Annotated in this window: 12 protein-coding genes; 6 read left to right on the forward strand and 6 right to left on the reverse strand. The window is 72.4% G+C overall.

The window, feature by feature from the left end; genetic code table 11:
- Positions 1 to 181 precede the first annotated feature (181 nt).
- Positions 182 to 2,638 (forward strand): DNA gyrase/topoisomerase IV subunit A, encoded by a 2,457-nt coding sequence (locus tag ACWFQ8_RS08230; protein WP_453785380.1) that lies wholly within the window; start codon positions 182 to 184, stop codon positions 2,636 to 2,638.
- 104 nt (positions 2,639 to 2,742) lie between these two features.
- Positions 2,743 to 4,791, forward strand: a complete 2,049-nt coding sequence (locus ACWFQ8_RS08235; RefSeq protein WP_453785381.1) for a restriction endonuclease — start codon at positions 2,743 to 2,745, stop codon at positions 4,789 to 4,791.
- Between the two features lie 88 nt (positions 4,792 to 4,879).
- On the opposite strand, the gene ACWFQ8_RS08240 is transcribed toward ACWFQ8_RS08235, so the two are convergent.
- Together ACWFQ8_RS08240 and ACWFQ8_RS08245 are read right to left on the reverse strand one after the other, a co-directional pair.
- On the reverse strand, positions 4,880 to 6,049 hold the full coding sequence (locus ACWFQ8_RS08240) for a CobW family GTP-binding protein (RefSeq protein WP_453785382.1): 1,170 nt from the start codon (positions 6,047 to 6,049) through the stop codon (positions 4,880 to 4,882).
- Positions 6,050 to 6,097: 48 nt separating this feature from the next.
- Complete coding sequence (locus tag ACWFQ8_RS08245; RefSeq protein ID WP_453785383.1) at positions 6,098 to 7,249, reverse strand: citrate synthase/methylcitrate synthase; 1,152 nt, start codon at positions 7,247 to 7,249, stop codon at positions 6,098 to 6,100.
- Between the two features lie 78 nt (positions 7,250 to 7,327).
- On the opposite strand from ACWFQ8_RS08245, the gene ACWFQ8_RS08250 reads away from it, so the two are divergent.
- From ACWFQ8_RS08250 to ACWFQ8_RS08260, 3 genes are all read left to right on the forward strand, one after another.
- Positions 7,328 to 8,563: a citrate/2-methylcitrate synthase gene (locus ACWFQ8_RS08250; protein ID WP_453785384.1), complete on the forward strand. Its 1,236-nt coding sequence runs from the start codon at positions 7,328 to 7,330 to the stop codon at positions 8,561 to 8,563.
- 333 nt (positions 8,564 to 8,896) lie between these two features.
- Positions 8,897 to 10,513: an ATP-binding protein gene (locus ACWFQ8_RS08255; RefSeq protein ID WP_453785385.1), complete on the forward strand. Its 1,617-nt coding sequence runs from the start codon at positions 8,897 to 8,899 to the stop codon at positions 10,511 to 10,513.
- Between the two features lie 38 nt (positions 10,514 to 10,551).
- The gene (locus tag ACWFQ8_RS08260; protein ID WP_453785416.1) at positions 10,552 to 11,208 is read left to right on the forward strand and encodes a response regulator; all 657 of its coding nucleotides are present in this window, start codon (positions 10,552 to 10,554) and stop codon (positions 11,206 to 11,208) included.
- Between the two features lie 8 nt (positions 11,209 to 11,216).
- Here ACWFQ8_RS08260 and ACWFQ8_RS08265 read toward each other — a convergent pair whose 3' ends face one another.
- The 3 genes from ACWFQ8_RS08265 to ACWFQ8_RS08275 all read right to left on the reverse strand — a co-directional run bounded on the left by ACWFQ8_RS08265 (position 11,217) and on the right by ACWFQ8_RS08275 (position 15,554).
- Positions 11,217 to 12,809: a solute symporter family protein gene (locus ACWFQ8_RS08265; RefSeq protein WP_453785386.1), complete on the reverse strand. Its 1,593-nt coding sequence runs from the start codon at positions 12,807 to 12,809 to the stop codon at positions 11,217 to 11,219.
- On the reverse strand, positions 12,806 to 13,297 hold the full coding sequence (locus ACWFQ8_RS08270; protein ID WP_453785387.1) for a DUF485 domain-containing protein: 492 nt from the start codon (positions 13,295 to 13,297) through the stop codon (positions 12,806 to 12,808). The genes ACWFQ8_RS08265 and ACWFQ8_RS08270 overlap by 4 nt, the downstream gene beginning before the upstream one ends.
- A 136-nt stretch (positions 13,298 to 13,433) precedes the next feature.
- Entirely contained in the window at positions 13,434 to 15,554 is a 2,121-nt protein-coding gene (locus ACWFQ8_RS08275; RefSeq protein WP_453785388.1) for a DNA gyrase/topoisomerase IV subunit B, read from the reverse strand.
- 446 nt (positions 15,555 to 16,000) lie between these two features.
- Here ACWFQ8_RS08275 and ACWFQ8_RS08280 point away from each other — a divergent pair, with 446 nt between their 5' ends.
- Complete coding sequence (locus tag ACWFQ8_RS08280) at positions 16,001 to 16,234, forward strand: DUF7455 domain-containing protein (protein WP_150517480.1); 234 nt, start codon at positions 16,001 to 16,003, stop codon at positions 16,232 to 16,234.
- An 89-nt stretch (positions 16,235 to 16,323) separates the two neighbouring features.
- On the opposite strand, the gene ACWFQ8_RS08285 is transcribed toward ACWFQ8_RS08280, so the two are convergent.
- Positions 16,324 to 17,280, reverse strand: a complete 957-nt coding sequence (locus tag ACWFQ8_RS08285; RefSeq protein ID WP_453785389.1) for a S1 family peptidase — start codon at positions 17,278 to 17,280, stop codon at positions 16,324 to 16,326.
- Positions 17,281 to 17,426: the final 146 nt, after the last annotated feature.

Consider the following 17,426-nt stretch of genomic DNA (forward strand, 5'->3'; position numbering starts at 1 on the left):
CCCGTCGATCCCGGTCAGTCCGCGCACCGCTCGCACCGCCCGCACGACCTGCTGAACCGCACGACCCGCTGAACCCGCACGACCCGCACGACCCGCACGACCCGCACGATTCAGCCAGACCCCGTCAGATCCCGTCAGACAGCCAGCACACCTTCTTCATTGGTTAAGGAGCCGCGCAGCGATGGCCCGCCGCAGCACGAAGACCCCGCCGCCGGAGGATTTCGAGGAGAAGATCCTCGACATCGACGTCGTCGACGAAATGCAGGGCTCCTTCCTCGAGTACGCGTACTCGGTGATCTACTCCCGCGCCCTGCCCGACGCCCGGGACGGCATGAAGCCCGTGCACCGGCGCATCGTCTACCAGATGAACGAGATGGGCCTGCGGCCCGACCGGGGCTACGTGAAGTGCGCCCGTGTCGTCGGCGAGGTCATGGGCAAGCTCCACCCGCACGGTGACGCGTCGATCTACGACGCCCTCGTGCGCATGGCCCAGCCCTTCTCGATGCGGCTGCCTCTCGTCGACGGCCACGGCAACTTCGGTTCGCTCGGCAACGACGACCCGCCCGCCGCCATGCGCTACACCGAGTGCAAGATGGCCGACGCCACGTCGCTGATGACGGAGTCGATCGACGAGGACACCGTCGACTTCACCGCCAACTACGACGGCCAGGAGCGGGAGCCGGTGGCCCTGCCCGCCGCCTACCCGAACCTGCTGGTCAACGGCGCGTCCGGGATCGCGGTCGGCATGGCCACCAACATGCCCCCGCACAACCTCGGCGAGGTCATCGCGGCCGCCCGCCACCTGATCCGCCACCCGCAGGCGGACCTGGAGGCGCTGATGCGCTTCGTACCGGGGCCCGACCTGCCCACGGGCGGCCGGATCGTCGGCCTCTCCGGCATCAAGGACGCGTACGAGAACGGCCGCGGCACCTTCAAGATCCGCGCGACGGTCGCCGTGGAGAACGTGACCGCGCGCCGCAAGGGCCTGGTCGTCACGGAACTGCCCTTCGCGGTCGGGCCCGAGAAGGTCATCGCGAAGATCAAGGACCTGGTCGGCTCGAAGAAGCTCCAGGGCATCGCCGACGTCAAGGACCTCACCGACCGCTCGCACGGTCTGCGCCTGGTCATCGAGATCAAGAACGGCTTCCACCCGGAGGCCGTGCTGGAGCAGCTCTACAAGCTGACGCCGATGGAGGAGTCCTTCGGCATCAACAACGTGGCGCTGGTGGACGGGCAGCCCCTGACCCTGGGCCTCAAGGAGCTGCTGGAGGTCTACCTCGACCACCGCTTCGAGGTCGTCCGGCGGCGCAGCGAGTTCCGCCGCACCAAGCGCCGCGACCGACTGCACCTGGTCGAGGGCCTGCTGGTGGCGCTCATCGACATCGACGAGGTCATCCGGCTCATCCGGGACAGCGAGAACTCCGCGCAGGCCAAGTCCCGGCTGATGGAACGGTTCTCGCTGAGCGAGATCCAGACCCAGTACATCCTGGACACCCCGCTGCGCCGGCTCACCAAGTTCGACCGGATCGAGCTGGAGTCCGAGCGCGACCGCCTGACCGGCGAGATCGACGAGCTGACGGGGATCCTGGAGTCCGACACCGAGCTGCGCAAGCTGGTCTCGGGGGAACTGGCGGCGGTCGCGAAGAAGTTCGGCACCGAGCGGCGCACCGTGCTGCTGGAGTCCGCCGGCACCGCGGTCGCGACCGTCCCGCTGGAGGTCGCGGACGACCCGTGCCGCGTACTCCTGTCCTCGACGGGCCTGCTCGCGCGTACGGCCAACGGCGACCCGCTGCCCGAGGAGGAGGGCGGCGCCCGGGCCAAGCACGACCTGATCGTGTCGCAGGTCGCGGCGACCGCTCGCGCCGATGTCGGTGCGGTCACCTCGTACGGGCGGCTGCTGCGGCTCTCGGTGATCGACCTGCCGCAGCTGCCGGACACGCACGCGGCGCCGAACCTGGCGGGAGGGGCCCCGGTCTCGGAGTTCCTCTCCGGGCTGGAGGCGGACGAGACGGTGGTCTGCCTGACCTCGCTGGACGAGTCCTCGCAAGGTCTGGCGCTGGGCACCGAGCAGGGCGTGGTCAAGCGCGTCGTGCCGGACTACCCGGCCAACAAGGACGAGCTGGAGGTCATCACCCTCAAGGACGGCGACCGGATCGTGGGCGCGGTCGAGCTCCGCACGGGCGAGGAGGATCTGGTCTTCATCACCGACGACGCCCAGTTGCTGCGCTATCCGGCGGGCCAGGTGCGCCCGCAGGGCCGCCCGGCCGGAGGTATGGCCGGCATCAAGCTCGCCGCCGGCGCCAAGGTGATCCACTTCTCCGCCGTGGACCCGGCCCGGGACGCCCTGGTGTTCACCGTGGCGGGCTCGCACGGAACCCTGGACGACTCGGTGCAGTCGGGGAAGCTGACCCCCTTCGACCAGTACCCGCGCAAGGGCCGGGCCACCGGCGGCGTGCGCTGCCAGCGGTTCCTGAAGGGCGAGGACGTACTGGTCCTGGCCTGGGCCGGGGGCACCCCGATCCGCGCGGCGGCGGCCAACGGCACCCCGGCCGGGCTGCCGGACGTGGACCCGAGGCGGGACGGTTCGGGCGTGGCGTTGCCCGCGTCCGTCGCCGCCCTGGCCGGGACCGTGCTGTAGGACGTGGAACGGCGTTCAGGTGGTAGGTCCCAAGCGGGGACGTACCACCTGAATGGCGACTAGTGTTTTCCCTCTTGGCAGTGGCGGGGTGGGGAGACAGAGCTGTGAGTCGTGGCTCGGGCGGAGTGATCGGGGACTGGGCGGAGACCCAGCGCCGGATGCAGCAGACGCAGGTGATCCAGCAGCGCCAGGCGGAACGCCGGCGGCGCGACCAGCAGGCCGCCGACCGGCAGTACCGCGAGGCCGAGGCCCGTCGGCGTACGGAGCGGATCGAGGCGGAAGTCGCCGCCCTGCAGGGCCTGCTGGCCGCGGGATGCCGGGCGCCGGCCTTCCGGACGGCCGGGCTGGTGCGGCCCGAGCGGCTCGAACCCTTCGATCCCGGCACGCTGGCGCACCCCGTGCCGATGCCGCAGCTGTACCAGTTCCAGCAGCAGAGCTCGGGCTGGACGCTCGGCTCGAACCGGAGGGCGCTGGCCGAGCGCGAGGCGCACGCCCGGTACACCCAGGCCTGGCAGGCCGCCCATGCCGCCGAGGCGCAGCGGCAGCGGCAACTGGCCGCGTACCGGCAGCAGTACGACCGGTGGGCGGCCGAGCAGCTAGCCGCCATCCGGGCCCACAACCAAGGCCTCGCCGAGCTGGGCGCGGCCCTGCGCGCGGGCGACGCGGAGGCCGTGGTCGAGTACTTCTCGGCGGCCCTGTACGCCTCGACGGCCTGGCCCGAGGCACTGCCGAGGCAGGTGGCGGCCGCGTACGACCCCGGGGCGCGTCAGCTGGTGCTGGACTGGGAGCTTCCGGGCTACGCGGTGGTGCCGGAGGCCAAATCGGTGCGGTACGTGCCGAGCACGGGCCAGGACAAGGAGACGGCGCGCCCCGCCACGCAGCGGCGTGCGCTGTACCGGGACCTGCTGGCGCAGAGCGTGCTGCTGGTGGTGCACGAGCTGTACGCGGCGGACGAGTTCGGCGTACTGGACGCGGTGGTCGTCAACGGTTTCGTGGACGCCCACGATCCGGTGACGGGCCTGGAGGCGCGGATCGTGCTCGCCGCGGTGTCGGCTGCCCGGTCCGCCGTCACCGGGCTGCGCCTGGAGCAGGTCAGCGCTGTGGACTGCCTCGTCGAAGGACTGCGAGGTCAGCTGTCCGCGCGACCGGACCAGCTGAGCGCGGTACGCCCCGGGCGCAGGCCCGACGAGGTCGGCGGGGAAGTCGTCAGCCACGGCGGGCATGCGACGGGCGACGCGGACGAGCCCGATCTCTTCGAGATGGACCCGATCGACTTCGAGAGGCTCGTCGCGGACCTCTTCCGGGCCATGGGCATGGAGGCGGTGACAACCCAGCGCTCGGGCGACGGCGGCGTGGACATCGAGGCCCGGGACCCGGCACCGCTGCGGGGCGGGCGGATCGTGGTGCAGGTCAAGCGCTACCGCAACCGGCTCAACCCCGACGTGGTGCGCGAGCTGTACGGCACGGTCCAGGCGACGGGCGCGAACAAGGGGGTGCTGGTCACCACCGCGTCCTTCGGCCAGGGCTCGCACGCCTTCGCCGAGGGCAAGCCGCTGGAGCTGGTCTCCGGCGTCCAGCTCGTGGAGCTGCTGCACCAGTACGGGCTGCGCGGCCGCCTCGGCGGCGGTCCTGCGCAGCCGCGGACCGCCGGGCGGGCCGCCCCGGCCGCGGACCACAACGTGCTCGGCATGTCCTGGTCGGGGGCGGTCGCGCTGGACGTGTGCGCGCTGGTCTGCACGGGCAACCGGGTGCTGAGCGAGGACCACTTCGTCTTCTTCAACAATCCGCGGACGCCGGACGGCTCGGTACGGAGCCGGGCCCACGCGGCGCCCGACAAGGCCGCCGTCGAGGTCTCCTTCGAGGGCCTGCCGCGCGAGGCCGACCGGCTGGTCCTCGTGGCGGCGATCGACCCGGAGGCCGATCCGCACGCCGACCTGGCCGGTTTCACGGACGCGCGGATCAGGCTCCTGGACGCGGGCGGCGCGGAGGTCGGGCAGCTGGAGGTCTCCGACGGCCGGGCCGGGGAGACCGCGCTGGTGCTGGGCTCCTTCCGGCGGCGGGCGAACGGCGACTGGGACTTCGTGATCGGCGGCAAGGGGTACCGGGGCGGACTGGAGGACCTGCTGCGGGAGTACGGCGTGGAGGTGGCGTAGGGCCCCGGCCGCGCAAGGCCGTCGCCGCCCGTCGCCGGTCACCTCCGCCGTCCCCCGGATATCAGCACCCGGACGGTCCGAGGGCCGGTTACTGGTCCGGGTCCGGTTCCAAATCCGGTTCCAGGTCCGCTTCCAGGTCCGGGTCTGGGTCTGGGTCCGGATCGAGGTCCGGCTCGGGGTCGTCGTCGCCCGGCCGCGGCGCCGGCCCCGGCGGCCGCGCCACGTACCGCAGCACGCCCCACATGCTCTCGGGCCGCGCGTCCTGCGGGGCCGCCTCGCGGCAGGCTTCCAGTTCCCGGAGCAGTCCCGGGCCGTCCGTGCCGGAGCCGATCAGGACGAGCCGGGTCACGCGCGCCTCGTCCCGGCCCCAGGGCTGCGGGGCGAAGCGGAGGAACCGCCCGACGGCGTGGACCTCGTACCGCTCGTCGTGCCCGGGCACGCCGAAGTGGACGAAGCCCTTGATCCGGTAGAGCCCGGCCGGGCGCCGGTCGAGGAAGTCGATGAACCGGCGCGGGGAGAGCGCCTGCTCGCAAGTGAACTCCACGCTCTCGTAGGCGGCGTGCACGTGCTCGTGCGAGTGCGCGCAGGAGTCGTGGCCGTCGGCCTCCGCGAGCAGGTCCTCGAAGGAGAGCTGCCCCCGGGTCTCGGTCCAGGGGCGGCGGTCGAAGAGCAGCTCGGGGTCGATCCGCCCGCGGTCGGCCGCCACCACCGGGATGCCGGGGGCGCAGAGCCCGGCGAGCTCCGCCTCGATCCGGGCCAGGGCGGCCGCGTCCACCCGGTCGGTCTTGTTGAGCACCACCAGGTCGGCGACGGCGAGGTGGCGGTCGGTCTCCGGGTGCTTCGCCCGCGTGGCGTCGAACTCGGCGGCGTCCACGACCTCCACCATGCCGCCGTAGCGGATGTCGGGATTCTCGCTGGCCATCAGCATCCGGATCATCTCTTCCGGCTCGGCCAGTCCGCTCGCCTCGATGACGATCACGTCGATCCCGTGCACGGGCGCCGCGAGCTTCTCCAGGTAGGCGTCCAGCTCGCTGCCGTCGACGGCGCAGCACAGGCAGCCGCCGCCGAGGGACACCATCGAGTCCCCCACCTGGCCGGCCACCGACATCGCGTCGACCTCGATCGAGCCGAAGTCGTTGACGACGACACCGATCCGGGTGCCGCCCCGGTTCGCGAGGAGGTGGTTCAGCACGGTGGTCTTGCCGGATCCGAGGAAACCGGCGAGGACGACGACGGGGAGGGGCTGCCTGCTGTTCACCCGGTCGATCGTAGCCAGCCGCCACCGGCCGCGGTGCCCCGCCTCGTGTCAGCCGAGCGGTGGCACCGGCTGCGGCGCGGGCGGGCCGGTGTAGCGGGCGGCCGGACGGATGATCTTCGTGTCCGCTGCCTGTTCCAGGACGTTCGCGCTCCAACCGACCACCCGGGCCGCACAGAAGGTCGGGGTGAACATCTCGCGCGGCAGCCCGCACAGCTCCATGACCACACCGGCGTAGAACTCCACGTTGGTGTGCAGCTCGCGGCCCGGCTTGAGCTCCGCGAGGATCGTCTCGACCTGCCGCTCGACCTCGACGGCGAAGTCCACGAGGGGGCCGCCGAAGTCCTGCGCGATGTCACGCAGCATGCGTGAACGCGGGTCCTCGGTGCGGTACACGGGGTGGCCGAAGCCCATGATGCGGTCGCCCGCGAGGACCCGCTCGCGGATCCACGGCCCGATCCGGTCCTTCGTGCCGATGGCGTCGAGGGTGTCCAGGGCCCGGCTGGGGGCGCCACCGTGGAGCGGGCCGGAGAGCGCGCCGATCGCCCCGGTCAGGCAGGCCGCGACATCGGCGCCGGTGGAGGCTATGACGCGGGCGGTGAAGGTCGAGGCGTTGAAGCCGTGGTCGATCGTGGAGATCAGGTACCGCTCGACCGCGCGGGCCCGGGCCGGGTCCGGCTCGCACCCCGTCAGCATGTAGAGGTAGTTGGCGGCGTACGGCAGGTCCGGGCGCGGAGCGACCGGCTCCAGGCCCCGGCCGATCCGGTGCAGCGCGGTCAGCAGGGTCGGTACGGCGGCGCAGGCGGCGAGCGCGTCGGCGGCCCGGCGGTCGGGGTCGATGTCGTACACCGGTCGAAAGCCCGCGTCGGCTCCGAACAGCGGGAGGGCGGCGCGCAGTCCGGCGAGCGGACCGGCGAGCGCGCAGGCCCGGGCGAGCGCGGGCAGGGCGTCCCGCACCGCGGCGGGCAGGGCGCGCGGCCGGGCGGTCTCGGCGGTGAAGGCGGCACGCTCGGCGGCGTCCGCGGGCAGGGAGCCACGGAACATCAGGTGCCACACGTCCTCGAAGCTCCGGCTTCCGGCGAGCTCGACGGCCGAGTACTGGCGGTAGTGGTAGAAGCCCTCGCGGCCCCTGACGTCTCCCAGACCGGTCCCGGTGACCACGACTCCCGCGAGACCGCGGGGCACTTCCGAAGTGATGTTCATGGATCGACCATCGATGATGGATCGAATCTCTGTCAATCTTGATTGAATCAATATCTATCCACCTGTAGGGTGCTGGTCATGAACGACCAGACGGACGGGGACGGGCGCCGGATCAGCACGCGGGAGGCCGCCCGGCTACTCGGGGTGAAGCCCGCGACGGTGTACGCCTACGTCAGCCGGGGGCAGCTCACGAGCCGGCGCGACCCGGTCGGGCGGGGCAGCAGCTTCGACGCCGCCGAGGTGGCGGCACTGGCCCGGCGGAGCAGGCGGGATGCGGCCGCTGCGTCCGGGGAGCTCGCGGTACGGACCGCTCTGACGCTGATCGAGTCCGACCGGTACTACTTCCGGGGCGTGGACGCCGTGGCCCTGGCCTCGCGGTACCGCTACGAGGAGGTCGCGGAGTGGCTCTGGACCGGGACGCTCCCCCACGGAGCCCGGTTCACCGCCCCCGCGCAGCCGCTGGCGGCCGCGCGGCGGGCGGTGGCCGCGCTGCCGGAGCACAGCGGTCCGGTCGACCGGCTGCGGGTGGCCGTAGCGGCCGCCGCCGTGGCGGACCCGCTGCGCTTCGACCTGTCCGAGGCGGCGGTGCTCGGCTCCGCGCGCTGCCTGGTCCCGACGCTGGTCGACGCGCTGCCACTGAGGGGCCCGGCGCGCGCCGAGGACCTCTCGACGGCCGGGCGGTTGTGGCCCCGCCTGACCGCGCGGGAGCCGGACCCCGCGTCGCTGGGGGCCCTGGACCTGGCGCTCGGGCTGCTGGTCGACCACGACCTGGCCGCCTCGACGCTCGCGGTACGGGTGGCGGCCTCGGCCCGCGCCCATCCGTACGCGGCGGTGTCCGCCGGGCTCGGCGCGCTCGAAGGACCGCTGCACGGCGCGGCCGGACGGCTCGCGCACCGGATGCTGGTGGAGGTGCTGGAGCGCGGCGGGGCGGCGCCGGTGGTGGCGGAGTACCTGCGGGCCGGGCGCCGGGTGCCGGGCCTCGGCCACCGGCTGTACGAGGGCGAGGACCCGCGGGCGCGGGCGCTGTTCGAGCGGCTGGACGCACTGCCGCCGGCCGGACCCGCTCTGGCCGCCGCGCGCGAGGTCACCTCGGTGATGGCCCGGCACGGCGGGCTCCGCGCCAACGTGGACCTGGCGCTCGCGGTGCTGACGGTGTCCTGCGGCATGGAGGCGGAAGCCGGCGAGACGGTCTTCGCGGTGGCCCGGACGGCGGGCTGGATCGCGCACGCGCTGGAGGAGTACCAGGAACGGCCGCTGCGGATGCGGCCGAACGGCGAGTACCACGGGCCCCGGCCGCCGCAGCCGATGCCGTGACGGCCGGGCCGGCCCGTCCTCGGGGGTGGCGGTCCGGCCGCGGCGCCAGGTCCCCAGCCGGACCGCCGTGTCCCGCGGGAGCCGCCCCGTGCCGTCGAGGGCGGAGCCGGCCGGCAGGACGTTCACACCGTCCGGCAGCGGAACGGGCCCGCCCGACGGGTTGGGGACGCAGAGCAGCCCGTCGGGCCGGGTGAAGCCTTTGCCGACTCGTCCGCCGCTCCGACGGCATTTTCGCGCTGATATCGCTTGCGCAAGCCGGGCGCGGGTAGCGCAAGGGATTTCGTAGAGCGGAAAGATTCCGCTGGTGCCCGAGCCGACCTACCGTTGCTGCTCATGCGGTTCCTTCTCATGAGCGCTCGGCGCCTCGGGCTGCCCCGACGGGCCGTCTCCCAGATCCTGCTGACCCAGCTGGCCATCGCCGGCGGGGTCGTCGTACTGGCCACCGGGCTGTTCCTCGCCCCGCTCAGCGCGCAGCTCGACGACCAGGCCATGCGGCGTGCGCTCGCCATCGCGCAGAGCGCGGCGGCGGACCCGTCGCTGGCCGCCGGACTGCTGGACTCCGGACCCACGGCGGAGGGGCCCGTGCAGAATGCGGCCGAACGGATCCGCCGGGCCACCGGCGCCGAGTACGTGGTCGTCCTCGACCTCGACGGCATCCGCCGCTCGCACCCCAGCGCGGACCGGATCGGACTGCCCGTCTCCACCGACCCCCGCGACGCGCTGGCGGGCCGCGAGGTCATGGAGATCGACGAGGGCACCCTGGGCCGCACCGCGCGCGGCAAGGTGCCGCTCCTCGCCTCCGACGGCGAGATCGTCGGCGCCGTCTCGGTCGGCATCGCCTACGACAGCGTCCGCGACCGATTGCTCGGAGCCATCCCCGGCCTGCTCGCCCACGCGGGCGGCGCGCTCGCCGCCGGAGCGCTCGTGGCCTACCTGCTGTCCCGCCGGATCCAGCGGCAGACCCGGGACCTCGCCTTCTCCGACATCGCCGGCCTGCTCGCCGAGCGCGAGGCCATGCTCCACTCCATCCGGGAAGGCGTGATCGCGCTCGACCGGACCGGACGCGTCCGGCTGGTCAACGACGAGGCCGCCCGCCTGCTGGGCCTCGCCCCGGACTCCGCCGGCGCCTTCACCGGCCGCCCGCTGGACGAGGTGCTCGGCGAGGGCCGCACCGCCGACGTGCTGTGCGGGCGGGTCACCGGGCACGATCTGCTGACCGTCCAGGGGCCCCGGGTCCTGGTCGCCAACCGGATGCCCACCGAGGACGGCGGAGCCGTCGCCACCCTGCGCGACCGCACCGAGCTGGAACACCTCGGCCGCGAGCTCGACTCCACCCGGGGCCTGATCGACGCCCTGCGCGCGCAGGACCACGAGCACGCCAACCGCCTCCACACCCTCCTCGGCCTGCTGGAGCTGGGCCTGCACGAGGAAGCGGCGGAGTTCGTGACGGAGGTCGCCGGGGTGCACCGCACCACCGCCGAGCAGGTCACCGAAAAGGTCCGCGACCCGCTCCTGGCCGCCCTCCTCGTGGGAAAGGCGACGGTAGCGGCCGAGCGCGGCGTCCCGCTGCGGCTGGCCGCGAGCACCCTGCTGCCCGACCGCCTGGTGGACCCGGGCGGCCTGGTCACGATCGTCGGCAACCTGGTGGACAACGCCCTGGACGCCGCCACCGGCTCGACGGCCCCCCTGGTCGAGGTGGAACTGCGCGCGGAAGGGCGTACCGCCGTGCTGCGGGTGCGCGACAGCGGTCCCGGAGTCCCCGCCGCGCGCCGCGAGGAGGTCTTCACCGAGGGCTGGTCGACCAAGCAGCCCGAGGCCCACCGCGAGCGCGGGCTCGGCCTCGCCCTCGTACGCCGCCTCGCGGAGCGGCAGGGCGGCAGCGCCCGGGCCGGTGAAGCAGCGGACGGAGGGGCGGAATTCTCCGTCGTACTCCCGGAGGCCCTGCGGTGAACGAGACCCCGATCCACGTATTGGTCGTCGACGACGACATGCGTGTTGCCCGGATCAACGCGGCCTACGTGGCGAAGGTTCCCGGTTTCCGGGTGATCGCCCAGGCGCATTCCGCGGCCGAGGCCCTGGAACTGCTCACCTCGCGTCGGGTGGACCTGGTCCTGCTGGACCACTACCTGCCGGACGAGAACGGCCTCGACCTGGTCCGCCGCCTGCGCCAACGCGGCCAGGGCACCGACGTGATCATGGTCACGGCCGCCCGCGACCTCGCCACCGTCCAGGCCGCCATGCGCCTCGGCGCCCTCCAGTACCTGGTGAAACCGTTCACCTTCGCCGGCCTGCGCGCCCGGCTGGAGGCGTACAGGAGCCTGCGCCGCACCCTGGACACCGGCGGCGAGGCCGAACAGGCCGAAGTGGACCGGATCTTCGGCGCCCTTGCCGCCGCCGGATCCCCGAACGAGCTCCCCAAGGGCCACTCCCCCACCACCGCCGAGCTGGTCCGGCACGTATTGCGCTCCGCCGACGGCCCGCTGTCCACCCAGCAGATCGCCGACCGCGCGGGCATCAGCCGCCAGACCGCCCAGCGCTACGTCAAGCTCCTCGACCGGGCCGGCCGGGTCACCCTGGCTCTGCGCTACGGGGAGACCGGCCGCCCGGAACACCGCTACACCTGGCTCCCGTCCGACGGGTCCTGACGCGCCGCTCAGACGGCCCCGGCGCCGGTCAGGGAACGGACCTCGGTCTCCGCGTGCTTCGCCTCGTCCGGTTCCTCTCCCGAGGCGAGCGTGCCCAGCCAACCCGCCACGAAGCCCATCGGGATCGAGACGAGGCCCGGGTTCTGGAGCGGGAAGTACTGGAAGTCCACGCCCGGGAAGAGCGATTCGGGGCTGCCGGAGACCACCGGGGAGACCAGCACCAGCAACACCGCCGGTACCAGGCCCCCGTACACCGACCAGACCGCCCCCCGCGTGGTGAATCCGCGCCAGAAGAGCGAGTAGAGCAGCACCGGCAGGTTGGCGGAGGCGGCCACCGCGAAGGCCAGCCCCACCAGGAAGGCCACGTTGAGGTTCTGCGCGAGCAGGCCCAGGGCGATCGCCACCGCCCCGATGCCGACGGCGGCGGCCCGGGCCACCGAGACCTCGCTGCGCTGCCGGGCGTGCCGGCGCTTGAGCGAGGCGTACAGGTCGTGCGCGACCGAGGCCGACGAGGCCAGGGTGATCCCGGCGACCACGGCGAGGATGGTGGCGAAGGCGATCGCGGCGACGAAGGCGAACAGCACGGCGCCGCCGGTCGATCCGGCGCCCCCGCCCAGGAACGCGGCGAGCAGGGGGACGGCCGTGTTCCCGGAGGCGTTGGAGGCGCGCACCGCGTCCGGCCCCACCAGCGCGGCCGCCCCGAAGCCGAGCACGATGGTCATCAGGTAGAAGCCGCCGATCAGCGCGATCGCCCAGACCACCGACCTGCGGGCCGCGCGCGCCGTGGGCACGGTGTAGAAGCGCGCCAGGATGTGCGGCAGTCCGGCCGTGCCCAGGACCAGGGCGAGACCCAGGCTCATGAAGTCGATGCGGGCGGTCCAGTCGCCGCCGTACTTGAGACCGGGGCCCAGGAACCGTGCCCCGTGCCCGCTGCGGTCGGCGGCGCTGGTGAGCAGCTGGTCGAAGTTCCCGTGGAAGCGCAGCAGCACGAGGACGGTGAGGGTGATCGCCCCGCCCATGAGCAGGACGGCCTTCACGATCTGGATCCAGGTGGTGGCGCGCATCCCGCCGAAGGACACGTAGACCACCATCAGCGCGCCGACCCCGATCACGGTCAGCGTCCGCGCCGCGGCGCTCGAATTGCCGAGGAGCAGGCCCACGAGACTGCCGGCGCCGACCATCTGGGCGACGAGGTAGAGCACCGAGACGACGACCGAGGAGGTGCCGGCCGCGATCCGCACCGGCCGCTCGCTCATCCGGGCTGCGACCACGTCGGCGAGGGTGAAGCGCCCGCAGTTGCGCACCAGTTCGGCGACGAGGAAGAGCACCACGAGCCAGGCGACGAGGAAGCCGACCGAATACAGCATGCCGTCGTAGCCGAACAGGGCGATCAGACCGGAGATGCCCAGGAAGGAGGCGGCCGACATGTAGTCGCCCGCGATGGCGAAACCGTTCTCCATGGGGGAGAACAACCGCCCGCCCGCGTAGAACTCCTCGGCCGATCCGTGCCGGTTGCGGCTGACCCAGGTGGTGATGCCCAGCGTGACCGCGATGAAGAGGCTGAACAGGATCAGTGCGAGGGTCTGGTGCTCGGTGGTCACCGGCCGCTCCCCCTCGCCCGGGTCCGCTCCTGGTCCCGCTCCTGCTCGAAGACGGTCCAGCGCAGGTCGAGCGCGGCCCGGTCCCGGCGCAGTCGCGCGTGGCGGGCGTACGCCCACGTCAGCAGGAAGGTGGTGAGGAACTGGCCGAGACCCGCGAGCATCGCCACATTGACCGCGCCCGCGACGGGCCGGGCCATCACGCCGGGCGCCGCGGTGGCGGCGACCACGTAGGCGACGTACCAGAGGAAGAAGCCGACGGTCGCGGGGACGACGAACCGGCGGTACCGGCTGCGCACCTCCTGGAAGGCCGCGCTGCGCTGCACTTCGAGGTAGATGTCGGACGCGCCGGGGCCGGGCCGGGCACCGGGGTCGGCGGCCGGACGCGTCGGGGACGTTTCCTCACCCTCGCCCCAGCCCACGGCGAGGGCGTCGTACCAGGGGTCGTCCAGCCGGATCGTTCCGGCATCGCGACCTTCGTGCTTGTCCACCGAACTCTCCTTGTCCGCTGCCGCATTGGCCGCGTGCCCACAAGGATGTGCGGAATGGATGGTTTGGGACTGATGTACCGGAGCTCTTCACCCCATCAGGTGATGGGGTGAAGAGCTCCGGTGTGCCGTCGGCCGGTCAGGCGTCGATGCGCGACCGGTCCAGGGTCGCCGCGGAGCTGGTGATGAACTCCTTGCGCGGGGCCACGTCGTTGCCCATGAGTAGATCGAACACCTGCTCGGCCGAGTCCAGGTCGCCGATGTTGATCCGCCGCAGGGTGCGGAAGCGGGGATCCATGGTGGTCTCCGCCAGCTGGTCCGCGTCCATCTCGCCGAGGCCCTTGTAGCGCTGGATCGAGTCCTTGTACCGGATGTTCTTGCGCTGGTACTCCAGCAGCGTCTGACGCAGCTCGTTGTCCGAATACGTGTAGACGTACTTGTCCTGCCCCTTCTTGGGCTGGACCAGCTCGATCCGGTGCAGGGGCGGCACCGCGGCGAAGACCCGGCCCGCCTCGACCATGGGCCGCATGTAGCGCTGGAAGAGCGTGAGCAGCAGGCAGCGGATGTGCGCGCCGTCCACGTCGGCGTCGACGAGCAGGACGATCTTCCCGTACCGGGCGGCGTCGATGTCGAAGGTCCGACCCGAGCCGGCTCCTATGACCTGGATGATCGCTCCGCACTCGGTGTTCTTGAGCATGTCCGAAACCGAGGACTTCTGGACGTTCAGGATCTTGCCGCGAATGGGCAGGAGCGCCTGGAATTCCGAGTTCCGGGCGAGCTTGGCCGTGCCGAGGGCCGAGTCCCCCTCGACGATGAAGAGCTCGCTGCGGTCGACGTCGTCGCTGCGGCAGTCGGCCAGCTTCGCGGGGAGCGAGGAGGACTCCAGTGCGGTCTTGCGGCGCTGCGCCTCCTTGTGCTGGCGGGCCGCGATCCTGGTCCGGGCGGCCGCGACGATCTTCTCCATCACGGACCGGGCCTGCTGCTTGTCGTCGCGCTTGGTCGAGGTCAGGAAGGCCTTGAGCTCCTTGGCCACGACCGCGGCGACGATGCGGGTGGCCGCCGAGGTGCCGAGGACCTCCTTGGTCTGCCCCTCGAACTGCGGCTCGGCGAGGCGGACGGTGACGACGGCCGTCATGCCCTCCATCGCGTCGTCCTTGACCACGTCGTCCTCGGCGACGCGCAGCAGCTTCGCGGAGCGCAGGACCTCGTTCACGGTCTTGGCGATCGAACGCTCGAAGCCGGAGACGTGGGTGCCGCCCTTGGGGGTGGCGATGATGTTCACGAAGGACTTGACGTTGGTCTCGTAGCCCGTGCCCCAGCGCAGGGCGATGTCCACGCCGAGCTCCCGGGTGACCTCGGTGGGGGTCATGTGGCCGCGGTCGTCGAGGACCGGGACGGTCTCCTTGAAGGTGCCCGTGCCGGTCAGGCGCAGGACGTCGCAGACGGCCTTGTCCTGCGCGAGGTACTCGCAGAACTCGCTGATCCCGCCGTCGAAGCGGAACGTCTCCTCGGTCTTGCCGGCCCCGTCCATGCCGCGCTCGTCCCGGACGACCAGGGTCAGGCCCGGGACGAGGAAGGCGGTCTGCCGGGCGCGCTGGTAGAGCGTCTCCAGGTTGAGCCGGGCGTCCTTGAGGAAGATCTGCCGGTCGGCCCAGTAGCGGACCCGGGTGCCGGTCTTGCCCTTGGCCACCCGCTTGACCTTGCGAAGGCCGTTGGCCGGGTCGAAGGGGCTCTCGGGTCCCTGCTCGGTGAACATGCCGGGGACGCCGCGGCGGAAGCTGATGGCGTGGGTCGAGCTGTTGCGGTCGACCTCGACGTCCAGCCGGGCCGAGAGGGCGTTGACCACGGAGGCGCCGACACCGTGCAAACCGCCGGAGGCGGCGTACGAGCCACCGCCGAACTTTCCGCCGGCGTGCAGCTTGGTCATGACGACCTCGATGCCGGACAGCCCGGTCTTGGGCTCGACGTCGACGGGGATGCCGCGGCCGTTGTCCCGGACCTCGACGGAGGCGTCCTCGTGGAGGATCACCTCGATGTGATCACAGTAGCCGCCCAGGGCCTCGTCGACGGAATTGTCGATGATCTCCCAGAGGCAGTGCATGAGGCCCCGGCTGTCGGTGGAACCGATATACATGCCGGGGCGCTTGCGGACGGCCTCGAGGCCTTCGAGGACGAGCAGGTGCCGCGCGGTGTAGTTGGAACCGTCCCGGTCTGCTCCGGACAGCAGCGCGCTGGAAGGCACGGACGTGTCGGCGGTCACGCAGTTCGCTCCTCGCTGAATTTCTTTTCTGGCCCGGTCGGGCGCAGGGGTGGCTCGGTTGCCCGTCGAAGGGTACCGAGGCCTGGTAGAGCCGATGCAACGCCACCCTCGCCGGCTCCCCACCCTAGTCCAGATCCGTACGGGTGTTCGATCCCCCGTCAGGGTGAAGGAAACATCACGTTCCCTTCCAGGCATGAACCATTTAGGGTTCGGGCACGTCCTCATGAACAACCTGGCACGCAGCCGGGGAGGACGGAACTGCAACAAGCGAACGACTGACAACGCGAAACCGTAAAGCAACGCAATACGGCTCCTTCGCCGCCAACCGGCAACAGCCGGCCAGCTTCGGAAGGAAGTTTCGAGGAAAAGCCGCGAGCGGGAACGTTTTCGGCCTGGTTGGATGTTGACCCTGGTACGACAGCTCGTCGAGCTAGAGAAGAGGCGACGTGACTACTGTTCTGACACCCGCGACCCCGCTGACGGCCGCTGACCGATGCGACCGTTGCGGCGCCCAGGCATATCTGCGCGTCGTCCTGCTGAGCGGCGGTGAACTGCTCTTCTGCGCCCACCACGGGCGCAAGTTCGAGCCGGAACTCAAGAAGATCGCCGCGGAAATACAGGATGAGACCGAGCGGCTCACGTCCGCTCCGGCAGCCCCTGCCGAACCCGAGGACCGCTGACACAAGGCCTAACCTCGCATCCGACGAGCCAGGACCGGCCAGGCCGGTCGACGGGCGGTGCTCCTGTGACCCAGGAACACCGCCCGTCCTCATGTCCGCGATCGCCCGGCGTACCGCAGCCCGTCGCCGCGGTGCCCCCGCACGGGCCCTACGTCCGCCCCGGAGCGCCTCCCGAGCCCGCCCGCGGTGCCGTGCGCCACCGAGGGCCGCGCGGCCCTCTCCGAGCCCGTCACGAAGTCGGCGAGCGGGGCGATGCGGGTGTACACCCCCGGGCTGTCCGCCCGCCCGCAGCCGCGTCCCCAGGAAACCAGCCCGATGAGCCTGCCCTGCGCGACCAGCGGGCCCCCGCTGTCGCCCTGGCAGGCGTCCTTGCCGCCCTCGTCGTGCCCCGCGCACACCATGGAGTCGGCGCGGTACTGCCCGCCCGCGTCCCCCGGGTACGCGCGCCCGCAGGCCTCGTCCGACAGCACGGTCACCCGCGCCGCCCGCAGCGCGTAGGCGTAGTCACCGAAGCCGCTCGTGTCGCCCCAGCCGTACACGGACGCTTCGCTACCCGCCGCGTAGCCGGGATGCCCCGCGCCGGCCATGGGCAGCACGTAGTGCGCGGGCACCGCCTCGTCCAGGTCCAGTACGGCGAGGTCCCCGGCGTTGCTCGCGGGGTCGTAGTCCGGGTTCACCCGGGCGGCGCGCACCGCGATCTCCCGGCCGTCGGTCGCGCCCAGCTCCGTACGTCCGGCGATCACCCGGAGGTCGGGAACGGACTCGACCGGGCCGCCCAGCACCTGGCGCCCCAGGCAGTGCGCCGCGGTCACCACCTTCGTCGGAGCGACGACGACGCCCCCGCAGAACTGTCCGCCCCGCGTACCCCCGAACCGGTCACGGCTGGCGAGGGCCACCACCCAGGGGCTGTCGGCCACCTTCACCGGCTTCCCGCCGATCACCACGCTGTCCGCGACCGCCGGCGGCGCCTGCGTCAGCGGCGCCGCGGCCGCTCCCGCCACCAGGGTCAGCGCCCCCGCCAGAGCACGGGCAAAGGGACGACGCATGAGGCCTCCTGACTCCGAGTGTGCATGACTCCACCCAGAGTGGGACGCGGGGGGGGGGGGGGGGGCCCGCCCCCCCCCCCCCCCCCCCCCCCCCCCCCCCCCCCCCCCCCCCCCCGGCCCGCCGACCCCGAGTGGGGGGCGGCACC

This window comes from Streptomyces sp. NPDC055254 (assembly GCF_053606025.1).

Excerpts from the sequence above, each read along its gene's own strand:
- ACWFQ8_RS08255 (WP_453785385.1), top strand. The coding sequence starts at position 8,897 with ATGCGGTTCCTTCTCATGAGCGCTCGGCGCCTCGGGCTGCCCCGACGG.
- ACWFQ8_RS08260 (WP_453785416.1), top strand. The coding sequence starts at position 10,552 with ATGCGTGTTGCCCGGATCAACGCGGCCTACGTGGCGAAGGTTCCCGGT.
- ACWFQ8_RS08230 (WP_453785380.1), top strand. The coding sequence starts at position 182 with ATGGCCCGCCGCAGCACGAAGACCCCGCCGCCGGAGGATTTCGAGGAG.
- ACWFQ8_RS08245 (WP_453785383.1), bottom strand. The coding sequence starts at position 7,249 with ATGAACATCACTTCGGAAGTGCCCCGCGGTCTCGCGGGAGTCGTGGTC.
- ACWFQ8_RS08250 (WP_453785384.1), top strand. The coding sequence starts at position 7,328 with ATGAACGACCAGACGGACGGGGACGGGCGCCGGATCAGCACGCGGGAG.
- ACWFQ8_RS08285 (WP_453785389.1), bottom strand. The coding sequence starts at position 17,280 with ATGCGTCGTCCCTTTGCCCGTGCTCTGGCGGGGGCGCTGACCCTGGTG.